Annotated in this window: 19 protein-coding genes and 2 pseudogenes; 12 read left to right on the forward strand and 9 right to left on the reverse strand. The window is 50.4% G+C overall.

Translation table 11 applies throughout. The annotated features are described in order from the left end of the window. Nucleotides 1-9: 9 nt before the first annotated feature. The 3 genes from WH45_RS21670 to WH45_RS21680 all read right to left on the reverse strand — a co-directional run bounded on the left by WH45_RS21670 (nt 10) and on the right by WH45_RS21680 (nt 2973). Nucleotides 10-1641 carry a sensor histidine kinase gene (locus tag WH45_RS21670; RefSeq protein ID WP_235338449.1) on the reverse strand — a complete coding sequence of 544 codons (1632 nt, stop codon included), beginning with the start codon at nt 1639-1641 and terminating at the stop codon, nt 10-12. Beyond that, nucleotides 1641-2324, reverse strand: a complete 684-nt coding sequence (locus tag WH45_RS21675) for a response regulator transcription factor (RefSeq protein WP_046216508.1) — start codon at nt 2322-2324, stop codon at nt 1641-1643. Before WH45_RS21675 ends, WH45_RS21670 begins: the two co-directional genes overlap by 1 nt. A gap of 244 nt (nt 2325-2568) precedes the next feature. Beyond that, on the reverse strand, nt 2569-2973 hold the full coding sequence (locus tag WH45_RS21680; protein ID WP_046216509.1) for a CBS domain-containing protein: 405 nt from the start codon (nt 2971-2973) through the stop codon (nt 2569-2571). A gap of 334 nt (nt 2974-3307) precedes the next feature. On the opposite strand from WH45_RS21680, the pseudogene WH45_RS24005 reads away from it, so the two are divergent. Then, nucleotides 3308-3412, forward strand: a pseudogene (locus WH45_RS24005) (AAA family ATPase); the annotation flags it as partial. 105 nt (nt 3413-3517) lie between these two features. On the opposite strand, the gene WH45_RS21685 reads toward WH45_RS24005, so the two are convergent. The 5 genes from WH45_RS21685 to WH45_RS21705 all read right to left on the reverse strand — a co-directional run bounded on the left by WH45_RS21685 (nt 3518) and on the right by WH45_RS21705 (nt 9081). Continuing rightward, a complete protein-coding gene (locus tag WH45_RS21685) occupies nt 3518-5056 on the reverse strand; it encodes a hypothetical protein (protein ID WP_046216510.1) in 1539 nt (512 codons plus the stop codon). 173 nt (nt 5057-5229) lie between these two features. Next, the gene (locus WH45_RS21690; RefSeq protein ID WP_046216511.1) at nt 5230-6291 is read right to left on the reverse strand and encodes a Gfo/Idh/MocA family protein; all 1062 of its coding nucleotides are present in this window, start codon (nt 6289-6291) and stop codon (nt 5230-5232) included. Nucleotides 6292-6395: 104 nt separating this feature from the next. Continuing rightward, nucleotides 6396-7379 (reverse strand): phosphotransferase family protein, encoded by a 984-nt coding sequence (locus tag WH45_RS21695; protein WP_046216512.1) that lies wholly within the window; start codon nt 7377-7379, stop codon nt 6396-6398. A 93-nt stretch (nt 7380-7472) separates the two neighbouring features. Then, entirely contained in the window at nt 7473-7946 is a 474-nt protein-coding gene (locus tag WH45_RS21700; RefSeq protein WP_046216513.1) for a DinB family protein, read from the reverse strand. A 262-nt stretch (nt 7947-8208) separates the two neighbouring features. Further along, nucleotides 8209-9081 carry a hypothetical protein gene (locus WH45_RS21705; RefSeq protein WP_046216514.1) on the reverse strand — a complete coding sequence of 291 codons (873 nt, stop codon included), beginning with the start codon at nt 9079-9081 and terminating at the stop codon, nt 8209-8211. A gap of 117 nt (nt 9082-9198) precedes the next feature. Between WH45_RS21705 and WH45_RS21710 the strand changes: the two genes are divergently transcribed. The 3 genes from WH45_RS21710 to WH45_RS21720 all read left to right on the forward strand — a co-directional run bounded on the left by WH45_RS21710 (nt 9199) and on the right by WH45_RS21720 (nt 12398). Continuing rightward, entirely contained in the window at nt 9199-10155 is a 957-nt protein-coding gene (locus tag WH45_RS21710; protein ID WP_046216515.1) for an NAD(P)-dependent alcohol dehydrogenase, read from the forward strand. A 129-nt stretch (nt 10156-10284) separates the two neighbouring features. After that, nucleotides 10285-10488 carry a hypothetical protein gene (locus tag WH45_RS21715; RefSeq protein ID WP_046216516.1) on the forward strand — a complete coding sequence of 68 codons (204 nt, stop codon included), beginning with the start codon at nt 10285-10287 and terminating at the stop codon, nt 10486-10488. Nucleotides 10489-10817: 329 nt separating this feature from the next. Further along, complete coding sequence (locus WH45_RS21720) at nt 10818-12398, forward strand: peptide ABC transporter substrate-binding protein (RefSeq protein WP_082097042.1); 1581 nt, start codon at nt 10818-10820, stop codon at nt 12396-12398. Between the two features lie 784 nt (nt 12399-13182). On the opposite strand, the gene treP is transcribed toward WH45_RS21720, so the two are convergent. Further along, nucleotides 13183-15204: a PTS system trehalose-specific EIIBC component gene (treP, locus tag WH45_RS21730; protein WP_046216519.1), complete on the reverse strand. Its 2022-nt coding sequence runs from the start codon at nt 15202-15204 to the stop codon at nt 13183-13185. A 979-nt stretch (nt 15205-16183) separates the two neighbouring features. Here treP and WH45_RS21735 point away from each other — a divergent pair. The 8 genes and pseudogenes from WH45_RS21735 to WH45_RS21770 all read left to right on the forward strand — a co-directional run. Further along, a complete protein-coding gene (locus tag WH45_RS21735; RefSeq protein ID WP_046216520.1) occupies nt 16184-17485 on the forward strand; it encodes an NCS2 family permease in 1302 nt (433 codons plus the stop codon). A gap of 107 nt (nt 17486-17592) precedes the next feature. Next, nucleotides 17593-19701, forward strand: a pseudogene (locus WH45_RS21740) (thioredoxin domain-containing protein). Nucleotides 19702-20121: 420 nt separating this feature from the next. Then, nucleotides 20122-20805 carry a hypothetical protein gene (locus WH45_RS21745; protein ID WP_235338451.1) on the forward strand — a complete coding sequence of 228 codons (684 nt, stop codon included), beginning with the start codon at nt 20122-20124 and terminating at the stop codon, nt 20803-20805. Continuing rightward, the gene (locus WH45_RS21750; RefSeq protein ID WP_046216522.1) at nt 20786-22201 is read left to right on the forward strand and encodes a phage baseplate assembly protein V; all 1416 of its coding nucleotides are present in this window, start codon (nt 20786-20788) and stop codon (nt 22199-22201) included. Before WH45_RS21745 ends, WH45_RS21750 begins: the two co-directional genes overlap by 20 nt. A 65-nt stretch (nt 22202-22266) precedes the next feature. Beyond that, the gene (locus WH45_RS21755; RefSeq protein WP_052723913.1) at nt 22267-23547 is read left to right on the forward strand and encodes a pentapeptide repeat-containing protein; all 1281 of its coding nucleotides are present in this window, start codon (nt 22267-22269) and stop codon (nt 23545-23547) included. Further along, entirely contained in the window at nt 23544-24077 is a 534-nt protein-coding gene (locus tag WH45_RS21760) for a hypothetical protein (protein WP_046216523.1), read from the forward strand. Before WH45_RS21755 ends, WH45_RS21760 begins: the two co-directional genes overlap by 4 nt. Before the next feature lie 13 nt (nt 24078-24090). Beyond that, nucleotides 24091-24510 (forward strand): DUF4280 domain-containing protein, encoded by a 420-nt coding sequence (locus WH45_RS21765; protein ID WP_046216524.1) that lies wholly within the window; start codon nt 24091-24093, stop codon nt 24508-24510. 19 nt (nt 24511-24529) lie between these two features. Next, the coding region (locus tag WH45_RS21770; protein WP_046216525.1) for a contractile injection system protein, VgrG/Pvc8 family at nt 24530-26822 on the forward strand (2293 nt) is incomplete at its 3' end.

Below are 26822 nucleotides of genomic sequence, written 5' to 3' on the forward strand. Positions count from 1 at the left end.
CGGCTTTTTTCATGTGCGCGGAAGTTCCAGAATGATCCGGTTGCCCTGCGAACCCGAAGCATGAATATACAATCGTCCGCCCATTCGTTCCGCCAGTCGGCGGGCGAGAGGCAGTCCCAGCCCGGTGCCGCTGCCTGTGCGGGAGCGGTCGCTGCTGAGCGTTGTATACGGCTCAAATACGGCTTCCCACTTTTCCTCCGGGATCAGCGGTCCCGAATTGCTGATCGCTACTCGTATCTTATTCATTGGAGATGAAGACGGAGGGGTAGAAGAAGCCGGAGCGGTCAGATGAGCATGATCATCCAGCGGAGCAATGTGAATCCAGCCCTGTTCCGGTAAATTGTACTTGACCGCATTGTCCAGCAGATTCAGCAGGATATGCATCAGATGCCCATGATCCGCTTGCACTTCGGTGATAATCGGTTCAGCAGTCAATTGCAGACCTGCGGCAGCGGCTTTGCCGCAGGTTCGTTCGATAGCCTCCTGCAGCACATCATTCAGCTGCAGCGCCTCGGTACTCATTTCAAAATCATACTTGTCCAGCAGCGAGAGCCGGATGGAGTCCTCGATCAGACTGATCAGCCGCCGGATCTCCGATGAGATGCTGGCGCTTGCTTCGTGCACCAGCTGGGGATCATCCCCGTACATCTCCAGCAGATCCGCATAGGCCTGAATGGAAGTGGCCGGCGTCTTCAGCTCATGACTGATATTGCCGATAAATGCCTTTTGCAGCTGTTCAAGTTCGCTCAGCCGGGTGACTGCCTGCTCCAGCTGCTGCTTCTCGCTCTGCAGCTCCTGGATGCTGCGGCGGATCATCCCGCCCATATGCACAATCCCGTCCCCGAGCTGTCCAAGTTCATCCCTGCGTCGCAGCAGGCTCTGCTGCTCATTCGGATACTGGCCGCCAGCAATTGAACGGGACTCTGCCATCAGCTTGTGAATGTCCGATGTCTGCCGCCGGATATAGAACCAGCCGATCACAAAGCTCACCAGCAGTACAACCGCACCTGTCCGCATACAGAGCAGCAGTGTATTATGGTAAAAATCCTGCTGCTGTGCAATCGACAGATGCAGCTGCACCGCGCCAAGCAGCCCATCCGGTCCCTGCACCGGAGCCAGATAGAGGATGGAGGAGCCCTGGGTAATATAAGCCGTCTTGCCCTGAAGCGCATACGGTAGGGCAGAGCTTGTATCCGTTCGGCGGGCAAGCGGTTGGGAGTCCCCAACCAGCTGTCCCTGCGCATCATAGACAATCACACGCATATTGCCGGACAGACCGAGATCAACAGCCAGTTCCGAACCGCGGCGCTGCATAAATTGCTCGGGTGTCAGACGCGCCCCGGTCAGATATTCCTGCCGGATGCGCATCTCCATATTCCGGCTCTGATCCTGCAGCTGGTACTCTGTCTGCTCACGCTGATTGGCCCGGATTCCGGATAGAACGAGCGTACTAAGTATGACGATGGTAAAAACAAGCAGGGCGCCGAGAAACAGCGGGAACTTCCAGCGCAGACTGAGCCCCTGACGACGATATAGCCGCGTATCCCCTGCAGATGCAGCCTCTGCATCGTTAGCGGGGGGCATACGATCATGATCTGCTCTGGAACCCGGCAGCTGCGGAGAAGGAGACGACCCGGCCATCAGACCGATTCCGCCTTGTAGCCGATTCCGTACACGGTCTGCAGGATGGCCTGGTGCTCACCGAGCTTTTTGCGCAGCCGCTGGATATGAATATCCACCGTCCGTGTCTCTCCGGGAAAGTCGATTCCCCAGACGAGCTCCAATAGTTCTTCCCGGGTGTATACACGGCTCGGATGTGTAATGAGCAGAGCCAGCAGATCGAATTCCTTGGGAGTCAGTTCCAGCTGCTGCTGTCCGGCTGCAGCGCGGCGGCTGGAAGGCTGCACTTCCACAGTGCCGAGCCGCTGCGGTGTATCCGGCCAAGCGGGAGCACTCTCACGTTCCACCCGGCGGGCCAGTGCCTTGATCCGTGCGATCAATTCACGAATATCGAACGGCTTGGACACAAAATCATCGGCTCCAAGCTCTAGCCCGATCACTTTATCCACGATATCCGACTTGGCGGTGAGCAGCAGAATGCCGAGTCCTTTGCGATGATCCAGCTGCCTACATACTTCATAGCCATCCATGCCGGGCATCATCACATCCAGTACCAGTACATCCGGTTTGAACGTAGTGACTCGTGCGAGTGCATCCCGGCCATCTACAGCGGTCTCCACAGTGAAGTGTTCCCGCTTCAGCGCATAGGCAATTGAGTTGCGAATGCTGACTTCATCATCGGCAATCAGTATTTTTATGGACATGGTCATCTTCCTTTTGTGTCGATATTATGGTGTGGGCGAAGTTCCTGTTCTGCATCTTCAAGTTTGGCATATTCATCTTTTATACATTCAAATTATCTATATATTCAAGTTCTATATACGCTATAGTATTGTTCTCTGCATATAACAAGAAGCCCTGCTGCAGAGCAGAGCTTCTGTATAATGAACAGGCATGATGCGAAGGTTCGGTTAATATCCCTTTTCAAAAAGGAAAGGCGCCTGTGTATTAATCGGTAATATTATCGGTATAATAAGCGATGATGTCCTTGCGGCGAATAATGCCGAGGAAGATTCCCTGGCTGTCGACGACCGGTACGAAGTTCTGATCCGCGGCCAGCGTGAGCATATCCTCCATATTGGCAGTGATTTCTACGCTCTCATTATGTACACGCCGCTGCAGATGGGCGATCGGAATATCGCGCATCGCTTCAAAGTTCAGATTGAACGAATTTTTTAGTTTCCAGAGCAGATCGCCCTCGGACAGGGTGCCCACGTATTTACCCTCATCATCGATGATCGGGATTGCCGTGTAATGATGGCGCTCCAGATCTTCCATGGCCTCCATCATTGATATAGAGGAAGTTATATAGGCGACCTGCTCTTTGGGCAGCAGAAAGTAGGATATTTGCATGGGTTGACACTCCTTTACATCTAATGTAATCAATAATAGTCTTATTAAAACACATTTTGGCGTTTGTGTGTAAAGGTTTACAGCTTTGTATCCATCGCTCTGTTCCTGACAGCATAGCAGATAGGTGGCGGATAGAAGGCCGAGCAGCATTCGGCCAAACCGATGACTATGTACCGTAGGATGGAACAACCCGGCAATGGACGAGACAGCATCTCTATATATGTGAACAGAACAGTCCGGAACTGGACAGACACTGCATAATCTGTAGCTGCATAGAGAATATATAAAATAGATAAATACTGCAAATCCATATATGCAGAAAGAAGGAATATCCATGATAATTATGATCAATGGTGCTTTTGGTACAGGCAAGAGCACAGTTGCCGAGCAGCTTCATCAGCTGCTCCCGGACAGCATGATTTATGATCCGGAGGAGGTAACTGCAAAAAGCGGCTGATACCAGCCGCTTCCTTGATCCTCTATCTGATTTCGGCGGACCTGCAGTCTGTCTACCCAATCGACTTACCGTATTCGAATCCATCTTTTAAAAATCACGTAATTCGTCAAACAGTGAATACAGCTGCTCCCGATCTACGGGGAGCGGCTTTTTCTGTTGCTCGTATCGCAGTTCTGCCTGATCCAGCAGCTGCTCCAGTACCGCATAGATTTCCTCACGTTCAATCGTATCAATAAATGATTTGCGCTTATCCATTTTGTTAAAAGCTTCCGTATACTCGGTGACCAGCGCGGCGAGCTGCTCTACAATATCTTGTTCCGCAGCCTGTGTGTCCAGCTTGCGGATTGCAGACAGCATCTTCTTGTAAAGCTGGGCCGCTTTGCGCGCATGGGCCGTGGTAATATGTTCCCGGCCGTCCCAGTCCCGAAAAGGATTATGCAGATTCTCCTCCAGCCACTGCGGGTTGCGGGGCTTGGTGACAGACAGATCCAGTCCGAGTGGAATCCGGGATTTGTATGCTTTTTTGATGCTTTTCGCGGCATCGGCAGGAAGACTGCTAAGCCACAGCGAGGATAGATGGGGCATCTGCTCCGGTGAAGGAAATTCCTCACCGGTAAATCCGAACAGATCATGCGTACTGAGCCCATGCAGATTGCTTAGCCGGGTGAGTGTGTTCATCCGGCTGATGAGTCCCGGCTTGCCCCAGAGCCGCAGTTGATGCAGCCGGGGAAACCGCTGGATCAGCTCCTGCATATCCAGCTCCTGAATCTGGTATACATACAGACTATGCAGCCGCTGCAGTCCCTGGAAGCTGAACAGCAGTCCGGGATGACCAACCGACAGAGTCATTCCGCGTCCCTGGTCTGGTGTCTGAATGGTCCATGGAGCTGCTGCAGATCCTGATAGATGCAGCTGCGTGGTTTGTTCGCCGGTAATCAGCTGCTCTACCCCGTCAACATTCAGACTCAGATCCGTAATATGGGTTCCCGAGAGATCCATTACAGCAGGACATTCTCCGGACAGGGACAGTTTGATCAGAAATGGATTGCTGCGCAGATAGGCGAGCAGATTCTCATCATAGCGGTCGGTATGAATCTCGGTCAGACAGGGCAGCCTGCGTAGCTCCGACCAGTCTTCCAGTCCGGACAGCATTTTCACATCCAGCCGGTGTGTGCGGCGGGGAAGAGAGGCATGACCAATCTGCACTTCACTGTAATCGTCGGCAGCCTCTTTGAATTCCCGACGCCGTACAGGGTCAATCTGCTCCCATTGCCGCTGGCGATAGACACTGTCCCCGTTACTCCAGCCGCCGCCATAACTGTTTGTTTTGCTCGTGGTGAGCGGCGAAATATTGCCGACGTAGATATAGCCTGGAGGCACAAGGGCATTCACATAGCTGTGATCCAGCTTGTCTTTCCAGAAAAAATAATTGCATACAAGCGGCTGCATCCGGTGCAGCTGATCGTTATGAGGCAGCTCCTGCCCGGTCCAGTCCAGGGTGAGCACGGCAGCGAGCAGCCCGCCGCCTCCGGATTCATCTTCCTGATAGTCGGTCACCTGACAGGCCGTATACTGCTGCAGCTGCTGCGAATAGACACAATAAATATCTCCGATTTGTGGGATCATGGCGATTTCCTTTCTTTTCAGGCTTGATGACACATTGCCTTACAGTATAGTATGTACAGCCTGGCGATTCAACACAGCGGCGAATCCATATTTCCATGACAAAAAGGCTGCGCCAGCTGCTGACTGGATCAGCCTCTGCCACAGCCCTGATGAATAGCTGGGAGGAAGATGGATCAGATCTCGCGGTGGATGATCTGGTTCTGCTCTGCTGCCTCGAATAAGGTCTCGATCAGTACCAGCACCCGGTGTACTTCTTCATTGGGAACAGCCGGTTTGGCTGTGCCTTCAAGCACGGCAACAAAGTTGTTGTAGAATTCCTCGGGAATGTTTTTGGCTCGTTCAATCGAACTGCGGATCGTCGATTCTTCCGAAGGAGGAGCCATCGTCTTGGTTAACCCGCGTCCTGCCTGAATCGGCTTGGGTTCCACTTTGTCGACGTCCGGATTGTTGCGTACCACTTCACCGCTCAGATCCCAGTCGCGAATAACCGCAGTTCCTTCCGTACCCTTCACATACCAGCGCGGCAGCTTGACATAGTTGGTCGTACCTACTTCAACCAGTGCCGTAAGGCCGTCCTTGAACCGGATAAAGGCAGTGAACCCATCATCCACTTCGGTATCCAGAATGGTACTCAGATGAGAGGAGACACTATCGATTTTGCTGTCGGTCAGCAGCAGCAGCTGATCGAGCAGATGCACGCCCCAGTCGAGCAGCATACCGCCGCCGTAAGCTTTGAGTTGACGCCAGTCACCCGGGATGCCGTTTGCTCCCTGTACGCGGGATTCTACATGGAATACATGGCCAATCTTGTGATTTTGGACGAGTTCGCGCACAATGAGGAAGTCTTCATCCCAGCGGCGATTCTGATGGACCATAAAGACACGGCCTGTCTCCTCGGCAACTTTGATAATGTCCAGCAGATCGGCACTGTGAATGGTGACCGGTTTCTCACAGATAACATGCTTGCCTGCACGCAGCGCGTCAATCGCCAGATCCTTGTGCACATCATTGGGCGTGGCGATCAGCACGATATCCACATTGTCATCGGATAATACCGCTTCCATACTGTCATACGTCTGATATCCCTTGCTTTTGGCTAGATCCATACGGTAATCGGCGGTATCATATACTCCTGATACGTTCAGCCGCTCCGTTTTCTCGATCAACTGCCCATGGTAGCTTCCCATGCCGCCATATCCAACAATAACAAGATTATAAGCAGATTTATGTTCCATAGCGTGTTGGCCTTCCTCTCTATAGGTAGATTCATTTCATTGTACCCTTTTTCCATATATTTCAAAAGAATGATCCGACAAATTCACAATTCCTAATATTAACATCATAACGTGGGCAATATAATCGTACGCGCAATAAGCCGCTGCAAATCGGCAATCCGAACAGGCATCTCTGCGGTAGAACGGTTCAGCATATCCAGCAGCGCAATCAGCTCCTGCAATCTGGATAACAGCCGCCACTGGTCATCCAGCTGTCCGCCTGCCTGACGATAAGCCTGTATAAAATGCTGCTCATACAACGACTGTTCCTGCTCATACCGGAGCATATTGCCAATATCCACATACCGGCTGCCCGAGAACGTAAATTCCCAGTCAAGCACAGCGGAGACCTTTATACCTGCCGAGTCGGTCGTCAGTAGCAGATTCAGACCGTTAAAATCCGAATGAACGAGCAGCGGTAGCTCGGTTAAGCCAGACAGCAGAGGAGAGTGAAGCAGACAAAAGTCCCACAGTGCCTCCTGTACCGGCTTGTCCAGCCACTGTCCGGACTGATCCGGCTGCAGGCTTTCTTCAATAAACGAAAGGAACCCATCCGCTCCCATGACAAACGGATCAGCAATACTCAGATCAGGCGCGAAGAATCCATGTTCCTCAAATGAATATTCATGTATACGAGCCAGCGCGGTTCCTACCGCTGCCGCCGCTTCGGCAATCTGTTGTTCTCCGGCAGACTGCAACATATCCCGCAGCAGAATGCCTTCTTTCCATTCCAGGATCGACCACGCATGCGGGGATACAGTACCGCTGGTATCCAGACGGATATACCGGGCGACAGGAACTGAAGCTTCGACCTTGGCTGCAATCGCCTGCTCCATCTGCGCGGTAGCAGCGCCACCGGCAGAGATGCGCAGCAAGTAGGGGGTGTCTGTATGTTCCAGATGGATTTTATATGTTCCGCTGCTCAGACCTGTGCCTGTACGCTCGGCTTGCAGCAGCTTCTGATCCGGAAAAGCGGCCGCTATCATCTGTTCGATCTCCGGCTGTGTAAGGCCTGCAGCCAAGCCCGAATGTTCCCAGTTTTCTTTCATGCCATCCGCCCCTGTCTGTAAGGAATTCTTCATTCTGCCAGTTTGCCTCGCTGTCTTCCGTAAGGTTCCCGCTGACCCGGAAGAAGCTGGCGATTATTCGAATAAACGTACACCCGGCTCGATCTTCATTACATGTACCATCATGGCATGGAGCTGTCCACGATGGTGATACAGATGGGCCTGCGTATCCAGCAGCCATTCAAAACGGGTATGGATACCTCCCCAGAAAGCGGTCGTTCTGCGCATCAATTCGACATCATCCAGCGCAGCAATGCCTTTTCGCAGGAAATCGTAATTTTCCAGCAGAGCCGTTTCCAGTGCTGTCGGCTGCATAGCCGGTTCGGCCTGCTCATAGAACCGATCAATCTCTTCCTCCGAAACCCCTGCGCCAATCAGGAAGTCCGCTTTGCACAATACGGCGATATGGGCGATCAGCTCGCCGATGGACATTTTGCCGGGAGTCGGCCGAATATGCAGATCCTGTTCATCCAGTATGCGGATGAGTTGAACCATGGATTCGATCGCCATATCCATTTGATCAAAAACACTCTGGCAGTATGTATTCATGGAAGAGACCTCTTTTCATTGTTGATGGTGGGAATAGGTAGTTATCTGCTTTGTCCTGTGCGATCATCTCCTGTATCAAGTGCCCATCCTCGTTGAATGCAAGATGGTATGTATACAGCTTAATAATTTACGGGAATAAAAGAAATAAACTATCTTACTATTTATTTATCCCATTCGCGTATCCGGACCAACATATCTACAAAAGCCACAAGGATCTTGCATCAGAGTCAGGATTCTTTGTGGCTTTTACTATGGCGTGTGACTATATCCAGCGTCCGAAAATTTGCTGCAACTTATTGTGATCCAGTCCCAGTTCGCCCTGCCAGCCGGCCCAGGGCATCTGCATATCCGAGCGTCCACGGGTATTGCTGAGCTGTAGTTCTCCATTCATGATAATCTCCTTGTTTGTCCAGCGATCCGGATACAGCTCTACAATCACATTGGGCAGAATGCCGACGGTAGCCAGCGATTGCAGAATGCCGCGCCGGATACCGGCAGTGCCTTTGACCAGCTTCATTGCAGTGAGCCGTTTCTCCAGCTGACCGGGTGTCTCATTTGCAGGTGCTTCATCCAATACTTGCAAAAGGCTGCGGAATACCGCAATATCTTCAGCAGAAGGTCGCACAGGCTGCTCATTCATCATCTCTGCCAGCTCGGTCAGATCAACCAGCGCTCCAATCGAATCACTGCCATACGCATTGCCCAGATGAAGCACATAGCGCAAATACGATAGATTCTTCCAGCCGGCTGAATGGGCACTGAATCCGCATACGCCGCAGCAAATAAACTTGTCAGCCTGTTCGTAAGGGTGCGCAGCGGCGTGAATCATCCGGTGGTAGCTCTCGAGGGAAGAGATGCCGCGCGGGAAGCTGCCGCCTACACCGGCGATAAAGGCGGCAGCAGCCGATTCCCAGGAAAGTACAGGAAGGGTTTGCAGCGATATCAGGCGTTTATGGATGCTGTCATGAGTAAATGTATCCAGTGCATTGGCTTCCCAGTGATACTGCAGTATCAGTTCCTGTTCGTCGGAGGATAGTGTGTCTGTCCGGTAGAGACTGATCCGCCGATCCGCATCATAGGTATAATTGGGATGCTTGTACAGTTTCTTGAGTACTTTGAGCAGTTTTGGATTCATGATTAGCTCCTTTTTTACAAGAAAGTAGAAAGTGGTTTCTGATCATTAGCATACCGATTGTGGAGACATTTTACCATGGCAGTACGAATATAAATAAATATAAGTTGGAGGCTAATAATGAGAGCAGTTATATGTACCCGTTATGGTTCGGCAGATTTCCTGGAAATAGCCCAGATGGATACCCCTGTTCCCGGTAAGAAGGATATTATTGTCCAGATCCACGCCACAACCGTATCTGCAGGTGATATACGGGTACGCCAGTTCCAGAGTCCACTCCTGCTGTGGATACCTATGCGATTGGTGCTCGGTATACGCAAGCCCCGCAATCCGGTGCTTGGCGTAGAGCTGGCCGGACAGGTGGTGGACTGCGGCAGTGAAGTCACCCAGTTCCAGCGGGGAGATCGTGTATTTGCGCTTACCGGAATGCGCTTCGGTGCCCATGCCGAATATATACGCCTGCCCGAGAGTGCCCAGATTACCCGGATGCCCAAGGGGATGGCCTATGAGCAGGCGGCTGCTCTGCCATACAGCGGCACATCCGCGCTATGCTTCCTGCGGCGGGCACGCATTCAACCCGGCCAGCGCATATTAATCTATGGCGCATCGGGCGCCGTCGGTTCCACGGCCGTTCAGCTGGCGGCTCATTACGGAGCGGTCGTCACCGGCGTATGCGGTCCGAACAATCTGCAGATGGTCCAGTCCATGGGAGCGTCCAAGGTCATTGATTATACAAAAACCGTTTTCCAGGAACAGCCGGAACGATACGATATTATTTTCGATGCAGTAGGGAAATTATCGGAGAAGCAGGCAGTTCCAGCTCTTGTGCCGGGTGGCACGTATATAACGGTAGATGGGCAGGGCATGATCCGTACTACAAGAGACGACCTTATCTATATTCGAGAACGCGCAGAAGCGGGAGAGATCTGGCCGGTCATTGACCGTTATTACACGCTGGATGAAGTACCGGATGCCCACCGCTACGTGGAACAAGGTCATAAAAAGGGTAATGTGGTTATTCGTGTTAGCAATGCGGATACGGAGGGTACTGATATAGTGCAGCCAAAGAAATTATGAATAAATAGGAACACTTTATTAATCGCTTTATATAATGATTGATAAATTCATGTATTATTTAATAATTTATACCTTATAATGGAAATCATAATAAACTAACAGGCAGATACCCGCCGGGAGGAGATTCGAATGTTTGTTTGCTCGCAAGACAAGATGTCTATTGTGGAATTGAAGGAAGCGACGGTGGATATCTCACATTCTCCTTGTATTGTCCGGATCAACGGACAGGTCTACGGAAAATACAGCCAGATGCATGCAGAAAAGATTATCGACGATATCGTTTATTACCTGAGAAGAGGCGAGGAAGTCTATCACATGCCGGACAGCAAATAATCCAGCCAGCTGGTCGCCAAGTTGTTTTATCTCGTAGGGCAGGGAGATTGCTATAAAATAGATGGATATCATTAGAGAAATAGATACGCAGAAATGCCGGGACCGGACTTCTGCGTATTGTTGTATGAATATAGTTGTCGGATGGAGCATAGTATAAATAAGCGGAAAGAAGGGGATTTTTAGCATTCGCGATCCTGATGCATAAGCAAACGGTAATTTTGTTTATTTTTCCCTTTTTAAGATGTTTGATACTATGATCTAAAAAGGATTGCTAAGTGAATAACACCCGCAATAGAAGTAGCACCTATTACATACGCCGGAGGGGACCAATGTTAAGAAGAATTATAGCAGCAATTATGGTATTTGTAATTACAGCAGGGCTTACAGCAGTTTACGGGGGGCAGACGGCTGCTGCAGTGGAAAACAAACAAACTTTTCGCATGGGCGTAAAGAGTTTGCCAGATTCCTATCGACCATCCGAGGCAATGAGCGGCATAAGCAAGACGATGGTCCAAGCTCTGTTTGAAGGACTTGTACAACTGGATCGCCAGGGCAATGTAGTGCCGGGAATGGCTGAGTCGTGGGTAGTATCGGAAGATGGGCGGACCTATACTTTCACCCTGCGTCAGGATGCCCGATGGAGCAATAATGAACCCGTGACGGCAGCAGATTTCGAATATGGATGGCAGCTGGCTCTTAAGCCTGATACGCCGAATAACTATGACATTCTTATGTATGAGCTTGTCAATGCAGAATCCTATCGTACAGGCAAAATCAAAGATTTCAATAAGGTTGGCGTGAAAGCAATCAATAATTCTACACTGCAGATCAAGTTAAAAAAGAAAACATCGTATTTTCTCAAACAACTGGCAGAGCCTGTCTACGCGCCGGTCTATTCCTCAGCTGCCAAGACTGATCCTGATCGGGCTTATGCGCCAGACGCACTGATATCGAATGGCCCTTTTATGCTCCAAGAGCATACGAATCAAAGTGCTGTACTGATAAAGAATCCTTATCATTATGATGTAAACTCCATTCATTTTACAGAAGTCCGGTTTCTCGTAACGAGTAACCCGCTGAAAGCTTATACCAATCAGCAAGTTGACTGGTTTGGTGGCAATTATGATTATTTGGATCTGTATGGTTCACTTTACTCTCATCAGGATTTTCATCCGTATGATCTTCGATCGACATATTACTATCAATTCAATTTTGACAGAAAGCCTTTTAATAACCTGAAAATACGTCAGGCGCTGGCAATGACAATCCAACGTTCACAGATCGGCAAGCCTGCTTTTGGCTTTGTGGCGCCGGGCATTCAGGGTGTGGATCAGGAGTTCCGCTCCGAAGTTAACGATCAGAAGTATTTCAAAGAAAACTTCAACAAAGCCCGTACGTTGTTAAAGCAGGGATTGGCTGAAGAAGGAATGGACAAACTGCCTACCGTAATCATAACGCTGAATGAAGGCAAAACACATACCGATGTAGCTAACTCGATTATTCGCGATTGGCAGCGCAATCTGGGGATTTCCGCTAAATATGTAGTTTATCCTCTAAATGATTATATTACTATCCGCAGCAGCCGTGATTTTCAACTGTATCGGGAAGGTTGGAGCGGAGATTACAATGATCCTGCTGCTTTTTTGAATTATTTCACTACAGATAGCCCTGAAAATAATTCAGGCTGGCATAGTAAAACCTATGATAGCTATCTCCAAAAAGCCCGTCAGACAGACAATGAGAAAATCCGCAATCAGTTGTATCGCAAAGCGGAAAAAATGCTAATTGATCAAATGGTTATCCTGCCGCTGTATTATTACCAGAATTTCTATGTATCCCGATCCAATCTGGAGGGAATATACATCGATTATAACGATAATCTGATCTTTGCCAGAGGGTATTTTAAGTAAAACCACAGGAGCTGGAAAGAATGCTCAATCAGCATGGATTCGAAGTTCTGCATCGTTATGAAGATTGGCGCAAGACACCACTGTCTGCCACCAGCGAACACATGGTATACGTCTGTCAAAAGAGATAAGCCGACTTATTTGCCTCACAAAGGTTAGATCCCTCAAAGCAGCTTCCTGCACAGAGCGCAGGAAAGAGAATTCTACCAACGCCCGACATTTAAAAAGGGAGATCGACCGCTGCAGGCGGTTGTTCAAGATCTCCCTTTTTAACCGGAGGAAGTGGTAGAATCTCTTTCCGAAGCGCATCTCCTCACAGCGCCGCAATAGTTGACCTCACGAGCAGCAAAGCAAGGTTTCCACCCAATTAGCTAATTTCGCTTTTTTACGTCGCTTTTCAGTAGAACCGAACAATATCATATCCATCTGCCTGATTTCCGAAAAAAAATCCTACAGCATCCGATCCAGCAAGCGGCCCAGCTGCTACAGGATATTCGGACAAATGAAGGAGGAGCAGCCTGCCATGTGACCGAGGTAACCAGCCATGAGGATAACCGGTCTCTAATCGACTTTGCCAAATTCATATTCCGCAGAGTGGATGTCATCTTCCTGAAGGCGAGTATCATGCCAGGTTCCCCGGTGTCCGTGCTTCAGATCGAAGACTGGGAGAAGACAATTTATCGAAAAAATCAAAAGACTGAAACCGCAAAAAACGCCTGCTGCCAGCAATGAGCCGAACAGCAGACGATACGGTACATACTATTAAATTCGGTAATCCACGGATGAGTTACACATGCGCTTTGGTCAGATGAATCCGGATGACCGGTGTTTTGCCGGCTTCGGCAGAACCGGGAATCTCTTCAATACGTTCGATCATATCCTGACCGACCGGTACAATGATCGGGGAGATCGTCGGATAACCGGCTGCCTTGATCGTCTCCATATTGAACTCCAGCAGCAGTTGTCCTTTGGTCACGGTATCACCGGTAGCGACATGGGCTTTGAATCCTTCGCCTTTCAAACCTACCGTATCAATACCGATATGAACGAGGATCTGCACACCGCTGGCATGTTCCAGAATAACAGCATGTTTGCTCTTGTCGATGACATGGGCTACAGTACCGTCGAATGGAGCATATACCTTGCCATCTGTTGGTTCGATCGCAATACCTTCACCCATTTGTTTTTCGGCAAAGGCCGGGTCAGGAACATTATCCAGCGTAACCGCTTTACCCGAGATGGGAGCCAGCAGTTCCAGTACATCCACATCGTTGGCCGATGCGGAAGAGCCAGAAGCAGGTACCTGATCGGAATCCTTCATCGGACTGCGACCGTTCTCAACCTTTCTCACATCATCATCGGCAATATCCTCTTCCACAGACTCTCCAGCGGCTTCCTGCTTGCGTATAATCAGCTTGCGGCAGAGCAGTGTACCGGCAAAAGGAACAACAAGACATATCGCCATACCGATAAAGAACGTACCCCAGTTGCCTACATCAATAGCCAGGAATCCGGGCAATCCGCCGACACCGACAGCAAATGCTCTGACATTGTTCATCGTCAGCAATATGCCGCCGATCGCCGAACCGAGCATACCCATAAACAACGGATATCTAAAACGAACATTGACACCAAATACCGCCGGTTCGGTTACGCCGAGAAATGCCGTAATCGAAGTCGTGGCAGAAAGGCTTTTCATCTTTTGTGAGCGGATTACGAACATCATCGCCAGTGCTGCGGAACCCTGCGCAATATTGGAGAGCGCCAGCATCGGCCACAGGAATGTACCACCGGTCGAGTTGATCAGCTGCAGATCGACCGCGAGGAACGTATGATGCATCCCGGTAATAACGAGCGGGGCATACAGACCGCCATACAGCAGACCACCGAGCCATGGAACCGTGGAGAAAACCCACACCACGCCGGCAGTGAGCCAATTACCGACCGTAAAGGTAACCGGACCGATAATGACAAAAGCGAGAAATCCGGTGACAAGCAGAGCGACAGGCGCTACGACCAGCAGCTTCAACGAATCGGGTACCTTTCGATTGAGCCATTTCTCGATCACGACCAATACGTAGGCGGCGACGAGCATCGGCAGGACCTGTCCCTGATAACCGACGGCATTTACATGAAAACCGAACAGATTCCAGGTGGGTACGGTTCCTGCATTATAGGCTTTGGCATAATCGTATGCGCTGAGCAGGGAAGGGTTGACCAGAATCAGACCGAGCAGGACGCCGAGCAGCGGACTGCCGCCAAACCTCGTCGCTGCCGACCATCCGACCAGTGCAGGCAGGAAGGTGAAGGCCGTACTGGCAATCGTATAGACGATCGCTGCAAAGTCCGCCCACTGCGGAAACACTTCAACAAGAGATTGCCCTTTATAGAAAATATCTGGCCCGGTGAGCAAATTGTTGATCCCGAGCAGCAGACCTGCGGTGACGAGTGCAGGCAGCAGGGGAATGAATATATCGGACAGGGTTTTGATAAATTGCTGGATAGGACTTTTATGCTTGATGGCTGCGGCTTTGACATCTTCCTTGCTGGCACGCTGGCCTCCGGTAATCGCTATCAATTCTTCATAAGCCTTGTCCACAATACCCGGCCCTATAATGACCTGGAATTGCCCTTGTGTGGAGAAATGGCCTTTGGCCAGCTCGTTATCATCCAGCGCCTGTTTGTTGACCTTGCTTTCATCGAGCAGCGAGAAACGAAGCCGTGTGACACAATGCGTAGCGACTTCGATGTTATCCTTGCCGCCAATGGCTTCAATAATCTTCTCAACATCTTCTCTTTTTACCGACATGTGTTCATCTCCATTCTTTTGGGCTCATACGGGACAAACTCCCGGGTTACCCCATATTTAAAAGATATGACATTCGAGCAAATGAATGATTCCCTTACGCATGTCTTGCATTTTCTGGCATATCTGCGCTTCCTGCAGCATCGAAGTCGGCGCGCTGACACTTGCAGCCCAGGATGATCTGTAGCCTGCAAAAGCGAAAGGACGTGTGGTAAATCATGGTAGTTTCAGAAGGGTGCATTCCAGCCCCCGCCTATGTAATTCGTATGCCATGTGAACAGCAGTTTGTTGAATGTTTCAAACTCATAAAAAAATAAAGTAGACTGCTTTCGATCATACTTTCTTGCTTTTCTGGCTGAAGTCAGCCTTTGTACTGCCAAACAGGGTCATATAGCATAACCTGCCGCTTTGTTTGTACTGCTAGAAGAAATGCCTGATTTGGTCGGTTATTGCCAGGGGAACCATCATCCGATGCAGGAGTGCTGCAAAATAATTATTTGGATATATACAGCATCTTTGGATGGTACGATGCCTGCAGCCGGATATGCTCGGTTGAAGAATGATTAACCAAGATACCCAGTATCAGACGCATATTCCGTTTGCAAATACGATTTATCATTCTATCAAAGTCTGTGATTCTGCTTGCCATAGTGCCCTGCATACAGCGTCGCCGTGTTGAATTGTGGTGGATCATATTCCCATCTCTCATGCATAAAAAACGAATGAATAATGAATGTGTCAGATGAATAGTTCGTGAATAATGAAGTAAAGATACAATTTTCGTTGACAAAGCATGTTAAATTCATTAAAATTCGAAAGGTGAATCGGGTTAAAAATAATAAATAGATGCCTTGATTTTATTCATACACTGCTCTTATTGAATCCTAATGACCAATACAGCAGCGCGAAAATTGCGTTCTTAATAAAAGAATTAGGATTTTTGGCGTTTATGAATAACCGATGGCGTGGAGGCTGGCTTTACATGGACAACTGGTTCAAGCTCAAAGAAAGAGGCACGACCGTTTCAACTGAAATTATTGCGGGGCTCACTACCTTTTTCACGATGGTTTATATTGTGATCGTTAACCCTGGCATATTGAGCAGCACAGGGATGGATTTTAACGGAGTATTTATTGCTACCATACTGGCAAGTATTGTGGCGACCCTGATCATGGGATTATGGTCGAATTATCCGATCGTTTTGGCACCCGGTATGGGGCTTAATGCGTTTTTTGCATATAGTGTGGTGAGTGGATACGGAGTGACCTGGCAGGTTGCTCTGGGAGCGGTATTTATTGCAGGGCTTTTGTTTATTGTTTTATCGGTCACTTCTTTCCGTTATATGCTGCTGGATGCGATTCCTGCGAGTCTGAAGCATGCGATTACAGCAGGTATTGGATTATTTATTACGACGGTAGGTCTGCAGAATTCCGGTGTGATTATCGCTTCGGAATCCAACTTGATCACGATCGGTAATCTGGCGTCACCAATGACGTATCTGACGATTATCGGATTGCTGATTACGGTTGTACTGATGGCCTATAATGTCAAAGGGTATCTGTTTATCGGTATGGTCGTAACTACGATTCTGGCCTGGATTCTCGGACTGTTCCAGCTGCCGGCATCGATTGTGGCAATGCCGCATGGTCTGGCAACAACGGCGTTCCAGCTGGATCTGGCAGGTGTATTTTCAAGTGGGCTGTACACGATTATCTTTACCTTCCTGCTGATCACTCTGTTTGATACGACAGGGACAATGCTTGGCGTGGCAGAGCAGGCAGGACTGCTTAACAAAGACGGGAAATTCCCGCGTTCCCGCGGCGCACTGCTCGCAGATGCAGTGGGAACGACGGCTGGCTCTCTGCTCGGAACAAGTCCGACCTCGGCATATATTGAGTCGAGTACAGGTGTTGCTGCAGGAGGAAGAACCGGACTGACAGCGATCGTAGTTAGCATATTGCTGGCGCTCACATTGTTCTTCTCCCCGATCGTAAGTGTTATTTCCGGTATCCCGGCGATCACTTCACCGGCACTGATTATTGTCGGTTACTTCATGATTAGCGTGATCAGCAAAATCAACTGGAAAGATCTCGAAGAAGCTTTTCCAGCTTTCCTGATCATCATCCTGGTGCCGTTGACCCACAGTATTGCGACAGGGATCGGATTCGGATTTATTTTCTATCCGCTGCTCAAGCTGCTTCGCGGCAAAGGCAAAGAAGTTCATCCGATCTTTTATATTTTTGCGGTATTGTTCTTTATTCAGCTGGTGTTCCTGGATCACTAGAAGAGGATGGCATACCAGAAAGAGAACCGTCTTTTATAGACGGTTCTTTTTTCTTTCCTCTCATATTCGGTTATATTATCAATAACAAACCCAAGGAGGAATCAATCATGCGCGAATTTATCGAAGGTAACCATCAACATACGAACAGCCTGATCCATGAAAAGTCTCCGTACTTGCTGCAGCACGCCCACAATCCGGTCGACTGGATGGCCTGGGGGACCGAAGCGTTCACCAAAGCCAAACGGGAGGGCAAGCCGGTGTTTCTGTCTGTAGGTTATTCCTAGCGGAGGATTACATCCACATGTCATTGGTGTCACGTCATGGAGCGCGAGAGCTTTGAAGATGAAGAGGTAGCAGCTGTTCTGAATGAGTACTTTGTTCCGATCAAGGTCGACCGGGAGGAACGTCCGGATATCGACAATCTGTATATGGCTTACTGTCAGGCACTGACCGGACAGGGGGGCTGGCCGCTGACCGTGCTGCTCACACCCGAGCAAAAGCCATTTTATGCAGGCACTTATTTCCCGAAAACGACCAAGTACGGGCGCATCGGTGTAATCGATATGCTCACCCAGATCCGGGAACAATGGAACAGTGATCGTGACCGGATCGTCAAGGCAGGCGATGATATCGTCGAGCGCATGATGCTGTATGCGAACGAGACGCAGCATGGCGAGTTCAGTGAAGATATTATTCACCGCGGGTACAAGACGTTCGTCAGTTCCTTTGATGAGGTATATGGCGGGTTCGGTGCAGCACCCAAGTTCCCGACGCCGCATAATCTGATGTTCCTCAGCGCCTACTACCAGACTTACCAGGAACCGCAGGCGCTGGAGATGGTCAAGCATACGCTGGACAGCATGTATCGCGGCGGCATTTATGACCATATCGGCTTTGGCTTTGCCCGGTATTCGACAGATGAGAAGTGGCTGGTACCGCATTTTGAGAAAATGCTGTACGATAACGCTCTGCTGGCGATTACGTATCTGGATGCGTATCAGCTGACGAATGAGCGACGCTATGCCCAGATCGCCGAATCGGTCTTTACGTATGTACTGCGGGATATGACTTCACCGGAAGGGGCATTCTACTGTGCAGAAGATGCCGATTCCGAGGGGGAAGAAGGCAAGTTCTACGTCTTTGACCGGGATGAGATCGAGGAAGTGCTCGGTCTGGAAGAGATGCACAAGTACTGCAATATTTACGATATTACGCCGGAAGGCAATTTTGAAGGGTCAAATATTCCGAATCTGATCCCATTCACTGCAGCCGAGATTGCCGAGCAGCGTGATCTGAACGAATTGGCTTTGCTGACCGATCTGGAAGAAGCCCGGCAAAAGCTGTTCGACTACCGGGAGCAGCGCATCCATCCGTCCAAGGATGACAAAGTACTCACTTCCTGGAACGGCATGATGATCGCGGCCCTGGCACGTGGCAGCAAGCGTCTGCAGAAGCCGGAATATGCACAGGCAGCAATGCGGGCAGCGGACTTTATCTGGCAGCATATGCGCCGCGAAGATGGACGACTGCTCGCCCGCTACCGGGATGGACATGCCGCCTATCCGGCTTATCTGGATGATTACGCTTATCTGATCTGGGGACTGCAGGAACTGTATGAAGCAACTGGGCAGACCGTGCTGCTAGAGCGGGCGTTGATTCTCAAGGATCAGCTGATCGCTCTCTTCTGGGATGAAGAGAATGACGGATTCTACTTTGCTGGCAATGACAGTGAACAGCTGCTCACCCGGACCAAAGAAACGTACGACGGCGCCATGCCATCCGGCAACTCGGTAGCCGCCTGGACGCTTGCCCGTCTAGCGGCTGTTACCCAGGATGAGGAGCTGCGCGGCTATGCCGAGCGTACGCTCAATGCTTTTGCCGGAACCGTGAAGCAGTATCCGTCCGGGTATGCGATGATGCTGCTGGCGGGTATGCAGATGCTGCACGGTACGGAAGAGATTGTGCTGGCTGGCAAAGTGGAAGATCTGTCCTACCAGGAAATGATCGCCGAGACCCAGAAAGCATATCGTCCGTTCGCGGCGTTGCTGCTGAACAATGCCGGAACCGACGGCGAAGCTACCCGTGCACTGCTGCCGCATCTGGCGGATATGGGCATGCAGGATGGCGCGACCGCCTATATTTGCGAAGGCTTTGTCTGTCATGAGCCGCTGACTACGGTGGAAGCACTACGGGAGGCACTGGTGAAAAAGGGATAGATGGAGTGAGATGTAACAAAGAAGCATAGCATGGAATGGGAAATGGATCAGACAATAGCAGATATCAGACAGAAAGAGCAGCAAATAGCTGCTCTTTTCTGTTATCAAACGATAGCTTACATATCGATAAAAAGTTCGCACAATAGTTAAGAGATAAGATAGAGAATATTTACACATTTACGCAAACCTAAGCAGGTAAGATATTATTTTATCTTATGTGAATATCCAGATTATGGAGGAGTAAGCGTATTCGATAGGTATAAATACTGTAATATGTACTATGATCTGGGTGTATGGAATCATACGTATCCACGTAACGTTACTACCTATTCATTTAAGACTTTAGAAGAATAGGAATTTTACATCATATTTAATAAAATTATACAAGGAAGGGAAGGAGAAGTGTGTACATTGCAACATATGGATGAGTATATTGTCTCACAGCTGTACGGGAGACGAGCAGCGAAGCAATCGTTGGATGCTGCGGAACCGGCAGGACAAGGACTTCCGGTATCATCGGAAAAGGAAGCCGGTATGCAGTCCATAACCACTGCTTCTGCAGCAGATGCAGAGCTGCGGATTAATATCAAAGGAAGACCCACGCGCTTTAGAGCCGTTCAGCTGTTAAGCGAGAGACTGGAATGCCTGCTGCCTGATCATTTTGGGCAGATGTCTATTGAGAAAGTTCGTATCAAGTATCCATCGGAGCATCGCCCGCAGGTGATCTACGCGGAACCCGAGGGTATAGTGGATTTTACATGGAGTCCCACTGATATGGAGATCCAAGAGGAGGAACTGGGGACGACAGCCCGGCAGCTGGGCGAGATGATCCGGCGGATACAGCCGATCCTCAGCTGGCAGGGAGTAGAGATGATCAAAACGGACCATCTCACAATAGCTGTGATCCGATTTGTCGTATCTATTATAGATGGCGAGATGTATAACGAAATGCTGCTGGTGAATGACCAGGGCAAGCTGATTATTGGCACCTTTCATTGTGAAGCTGCAGAAATTGAACACTGGAAGCCGGTGACGGAGATTCTGATCCGCTCGCTGCGCTTTTTGACCATAGAGGAGAATACATATGAGCCTGGATTATCATAATTTGCAGATTCAGCCATTTCCGCTGGTGAATCTGGAGCAGTTTACACTCAGCAAGAAGATCAACGAGCATACACGATTGTATTTTACCGGAATTATTCCCGAAGAAATGCAGGATAGCTACATTAACAGCACCGAAGCCAACACGGTTATACAGGTGAGCCAGCTGCAGGACAATGGCGAGATCAAGCCGCTGTTCAGCGGTATCGCTCTGTCGGTAGAGATAAAGGTTGTTCGCGGCGTCTATTATCTGGAGGTGGAAGCTGTCTCGCATACGTACCGGATGGATGTGCAGCGCCGTATCCGTTCGTTTCAGGATACAGAGATGACACTGCCGCAGCTGCTGGAGCAGATCGGTCATCATTATGAAGGACTCGATGTGATCGATGGTGCGACAGGCGGTGGTGCAATGAAGCGTATCGCGATCCAGTACCGAGAGACTGATTGGGAATTCCTGCGTCGTCTGGCTTCACGCTATCATACGAGTCTGATGCCGGTAGCCCAGTTTGATACGCCCAAGTTTTATTTTGGCATCCAGGATACGTACCAGCCGATAGTGCTGGATCATACCCGGTATACCGTGCGCAAGCAGCTGGTTCCTTTTCGTTATTTTCAGGAGAATGATGGGACTTCGCTGGAAGAAAGAGATTTTATCGTCTATGAAGTGGAGACGGATGAGGTGCTTGATCTGGGCGGTCATGTCCATTTTCAGGGGAAAAGCCTATATGTGACCGAAGTCTACACGGACATGCATAGTGGGCTGCTCCGCCATCTGTACGTACTCTGTACGTATAAAGGGCTGCGGCAGAGAAGTTATTATCAGGAAAATTTGGCCGGTGCATCGCTAAGCGGTACTGTCTTGGATGTGCAGCAGGATCAGGTGCGTATTCACCTGGACTGTGATCCGCAGCAGGATGTATCCAAAGCACACTGGTTCTCCTATTCTACGCTGTACAGTGCAGGCAACCATACTGGCTGGTACGTGATGCCGGAAAAAGGGGACCCGGTCAGCCTTTATTTCCCCGGCAGCCGGGAGGAAGACGCCTATGCACGCGGAGCCATCCGCAGAGCAAAGAGAAATGCAGGAGATAACAAACTGTCGGATCCCAGCGTGAAAATCTGGCGTACCCCGCATGGTCGCGAGATCCAGCTCGCTCCGGATGGGATTACAGTCAGTGCACAGGATGGAGCCGTATTTATCAAGCTGGATAACCAGAACGGGATTCAAATTGTCAGCAATCAGCAGGTGAGCATCTCGGCAGGCGGTGATCTGAGCCTGTCCGCCGGCAAAACGATGAATCTGTCAGCAGGCGGCTCGCTGACGCTGGATTGTAATGGCAGCCATATTGAACTAAGCGGCACGGCGGATATGAAAGGCGCAGAGGTGAAATCCAACTGATGGACAGCCATAGACAGAATGACGAAATGCAAAGCAGGTGAGCAATCATATACTTCTTTAACAGCATGACTACAGAACAAAAGCAGCATATACGCAGCAAAGCTAGGCTGTACATACAGCAGCAGCTTGAGCAGAACAGACAGGAATGGCAGGCTGGATGGATAGAGGAAATCAGCAGTAATTTCATCGGATGCTGTAACCATATCCGACAGCAGCAGCTGGAAGGACGTAAAGGCGAAATTCATTACATCACTTACTCTCTCCTGCGTACGGGACTGCTCGATGGACATCCGGCCTATCTAATTCAGGCGGCGGATGAGCGTGGAGTACTGGATCCGAACCCTGTCGAGTATGAATATGAAGGAAACTGTATTTTCCAGTATTGGCATCAGCTACTGGAGAGAATTATTCAGGAAGCGGCTTCGGCAGGCTGGAAAATAAGCGAGCTGGAACTGGATGAGATCAGGCTGGAAGAAGCGGATTATTTTCATCAGGTCATGATGATGATACTGCGCAAGGCGGTACGGCATGCAATGAACCGGCCAGCGTATATGGAATTGCAGCGTGCGCTGCAGCTGGAGATTCGGGCAGGAGAGTATCTGGACCAGAATACTTACCTTTATAAGGAAGATCGAAATGAAATGAATGCAGCGGCTCTTCATGCATGGCTGGCAGAGAAGCAGCCGTATGCGTATGGATATCAGGATATTCATGATGCGGAGCTCTCTCTGGGTGACTATAGTGAGATGGATTTTCGGTACACAACATTCAGGCGTGTGCATGCGAAGGTCTGCCGTTTGAGCTTTGGTGTGCTGGTCGGAACGGTATGGCAGAATTGCACACTGGATGGGGTAACGCTCGCGCTGAGTATGATCCATGGCGCAGATTTCAGCCGTTGTGTGCTGCGAAACTGTACACTGGATGGAGTGATGGGGGCTGCCGGATTGGCAGAACTGGATTGGGAAATGCTCGGATTTGACAGTGTACAGTTTACCGGAGCGGATTTGTCAGGAAGTACATTGCAAAAAGCCTCTCTCTATCGTGCCTGTTTCCGGGACAGTGTGCTGGAACAGACGGATTTTACCGATGCCGATCTGCGAGAAGCTGATTTTGGCGGAGCGATCATGAAGGATGCTGTACTGCAGGGAGTCGATCTGAGCGGAGCCTGTCTCGATCATTGTGATCTGACAGGAGTATCTTTTGTCGGAGCGAATCTGCTGGGAGCTTCGCTAAATGGTGCGATAGTGGACCAGACCGATTTTACAGGCGCGATAATATCCCCCGATCAGCTGAACAGAACAGTGATGCGGGATCATCTAGCAGGCAAAGGAGGCAGGCTGCAATGAGATATTTTCAGCTGCTCGCGGATGAGCGTATTATCCATCGGATCCAGCCTCCTGCATGGTCTCTGCTCCGGCAGCAGGAACTGCTGGGAGCCATATCGGCACCAGGCGAGGAACAGCTTCCGCTGACTGTACATGTTCAGGAAGAACGTAATACGATCTATCCGGATTTGCTGGATTCTCCGGCACCACTCGTATCCGGCCGGGTCAAGTCATTATTGGAACTATTCCTGCCGGATACCGGATGGCGTGCAGTGATGCTGACGGATATTCGGCGTGGCAGTCAGCATCTGTACTGGCTGCTGCAGCCGCCTGTGATCGACGCTCTGTCAGAGCAGACGATATTCCGACCTGACGGCACATTAAAGCATCTGGTACTGGATCATGACAAGATCGATCAGCCTCTATTTCGCATATCCGGTCTGCGCGAACCGTATGTGTATGTGAATCTGGCAGCAGCCGAAAGCCTGCTCCGCCGTTCGTATACAGGCATTCGACTGCTGCGTATACCTATAGAAGCCCAAAAACAATGAAAGGAAGATCGATATGGACCATGCACAGGTACAGCCCGGCAGTGGAGCCAAAAAGAGTTATGTCGTTGCAGGCGCTATTCTTAGCTGCAGTTATGGCACCCAGCCGACCCGGCTCAAGCGCCCATTCAGCCATGGAGTATACGTCAAAAATAAAGCTCAAATGAATATCGGAGACTACCTGCCCGGCACAAATATCAAGTCATTCGGCAACTGCTCCAGCCCGCTCAATCCAGCCGTACAGGCGAGTCAGATAGTCGATATCTACGGAGTCAAAAAAGCACCGTGCATCCCTGTGCTGACCCAGCCGTGGCTAAACGGCAAATCGGATGTACTGATCGAAGGGCAGCCGGCCTTGACGCACAATTGTACCCATCAATGCCTGTATGCAGGCAATATCCGAATTGAGGATGATGGGCAGGAATTAGATTTTTAAGACAGGAGACTACATACCCGTGACTTTACTACATCAGGGAATCGGCTATGAGAGTCTGCGGCTGGATGGACCGATTCATCCGCAGCGCTTGAATGAGTTGACGATTACCCGTAAAATCAATGAGCATGGCTATATGTTCGTCACCGGTATCATACCGGAAGAACAGGGCGCAGCATCGGTTCACCACGATTTCGAAGGTGAGCCTGTCGTACTGCGTCAGTTGGACGCCGGTGGACATTCCGTCCAGCGTCTGTTCCATGGCGTGATTACCCGGTTCACCATTCACTGTATCCGCAGCGTGTATACATTTGAGCTTGAAGCGATCTCCCAGTCGGGTCAAATGGATATCGAACGCAAGCGGCGTTCTTTTCAGAATGCTGATCAGACGTATGACGATCTGGTTACCCGGCTTGTACGTGAGTATACGTATGGGGATGCCATCGATACCGTATCGGATTCCGCCAGATTGGACAGCCTGGTGCTGCAGTATGACGAGACCGACTGGCAGTTTCTGAAACGGCTGGCTTCCCGCTTTAGCTCGGTGCTCGTACCGGATACGATCGCTGCCTCACCAAAACTATTTTTTGGTATGCCGGAAGGCAGGCGTCATGTGCTTGGTGAAGATACATTTTACCGGATTCGTAAAACATTTGGACAGATGAATCCGGCGTATTCATCCTATAATGATGCTCCCGCTGCAACACATTCAGCTGCCCATGATTCCGTGCAAGCTGCAGACCTCTCATCCGGGCAATTTAGTCCAGCGGCATATCCTGCCGGTTCGCAAAATCCGGAAGTGTCTGCTGCTCGCCATCAGCCGGGCTATGTATCCTACTATATCGATAGTCTCCAGTATTATGCGCTCGGTGACCATCTGACGATGCCAGCCAGTGCAGGATCGGCAGAACTGATCGTCGTGGAAGCCAAGAGTCGGCTGCAGGATGGGCTAGTACAGACCGCCTATGAATTGCAGCGAGCGGAACAGATTCAGTTTTACCGCTATGAGAATGAGCAAACGACCGGTATCACGCTAACCGGAGCTGTACAGGAAGTGGCTGCTGACTTTGTTCGGATGAAGCTGGATATCGACGAGGAGTATCATCGCAATCACCCTCAAGCAGCAACGAACAAGGAACTGATCTGGTTTCCCGTCAGTACACCGTATGCGGCTGAAAAGCATACCGGCTGGTACGATATGCCGGAAAAGGGGGAGCAGGTCGAACTGTATATTCCGCTGCCCTGGGAAGGCAGCAGCTATGTAACCGGTACGCTGCGCCAGCAGATCGCGGCTATCCATGATCCCGACACCAAAGTATGGAGCCATCCGGCGGGTAATCAGCTGCAAATGGATAGACAGGAACTGCGGCTGTCCACATCAGGCAGCATGACCATATCCCTGCAGCCTGACAGTGGAATCGAGATCAGCAGCCCGGGGAATATAGGGATTCAGGGAGGCAGTATAGCGCTAAATGCCGCACAGACCCTGTCACTGGAAGCAGCCCGGGCGATCCACCTCAAGGGCGGCCAAAGCAGTATGATCGTAGATGGGGATACGGATATCCATTCGCCAACCATCCATCAGGTGGGAACAGTCAAAGCTCCGGTATATGTCGCCGATCTGGCACCCGTTCCCGAGCCGCCACTGATGAGCATTCAGGCTTACCAGGCGGGCCAGGCAGCCGCGCAGCAGCAAAAAGCACAAACTCACGCGGCAGCTCCCAAGGCCAAAATCACACCCCCTGCCCAAAAAGCCAAGTCGGATGGCCTGCTCGGACTATTGTCCAAAGTGGCAGGCGCCATTCCGGCCAAAACAACGAGCAAAGTGCTGCTCGGCATCAACAATCCGCTAGCCAAAGTAACAGGTGCCCTGATGCAGGTCAATGCCAGCGTACCTGCCCGGCGCTCCGGTGGAGGCAGTCAGGGAATCGTAACTGCTGCAGCCAGTCAGGTGTACCATGCCGCGGCCCGCGCATCTTCGAATCATCGCCCAATGAGCTGGAGCCAGCTCGGTCATATCGTAGCGAATGGCTTCGTCGATTGGGCCGGGCGCGTGGATGACCTGGACCAGCATTACCGCCGCTGGTGGGCAGGCAAAGTCATGACCCAGGCTCGTATTGCGCTACTGACTCCTTTTAGTCCAATCGGCTGGACCTCACAAGTCAGCCTGGAACAATCCTATCGCCAGATCCCGGAAGATGTCCGTCTGCGCTGGGATAATGAGACACAGCGCAAAGCCTGGGAAGCGTATAATTTGCAAAGGTATCAGGAAAGAGAGGCAGAAATTGCGCAGCAGGCCGCGGAGGAAGCGGAGC

This window comes from Paenibacillus wulumuqiensis, assembly GCF_000971965.1.
Classification (GTDB): domain Bacteria; phylum Bacillota; class Bacilli; order Paenibacillales; family Paenibacillaceae; genus Saccharibacillus; species Saccharibacillus wulumuqiensis.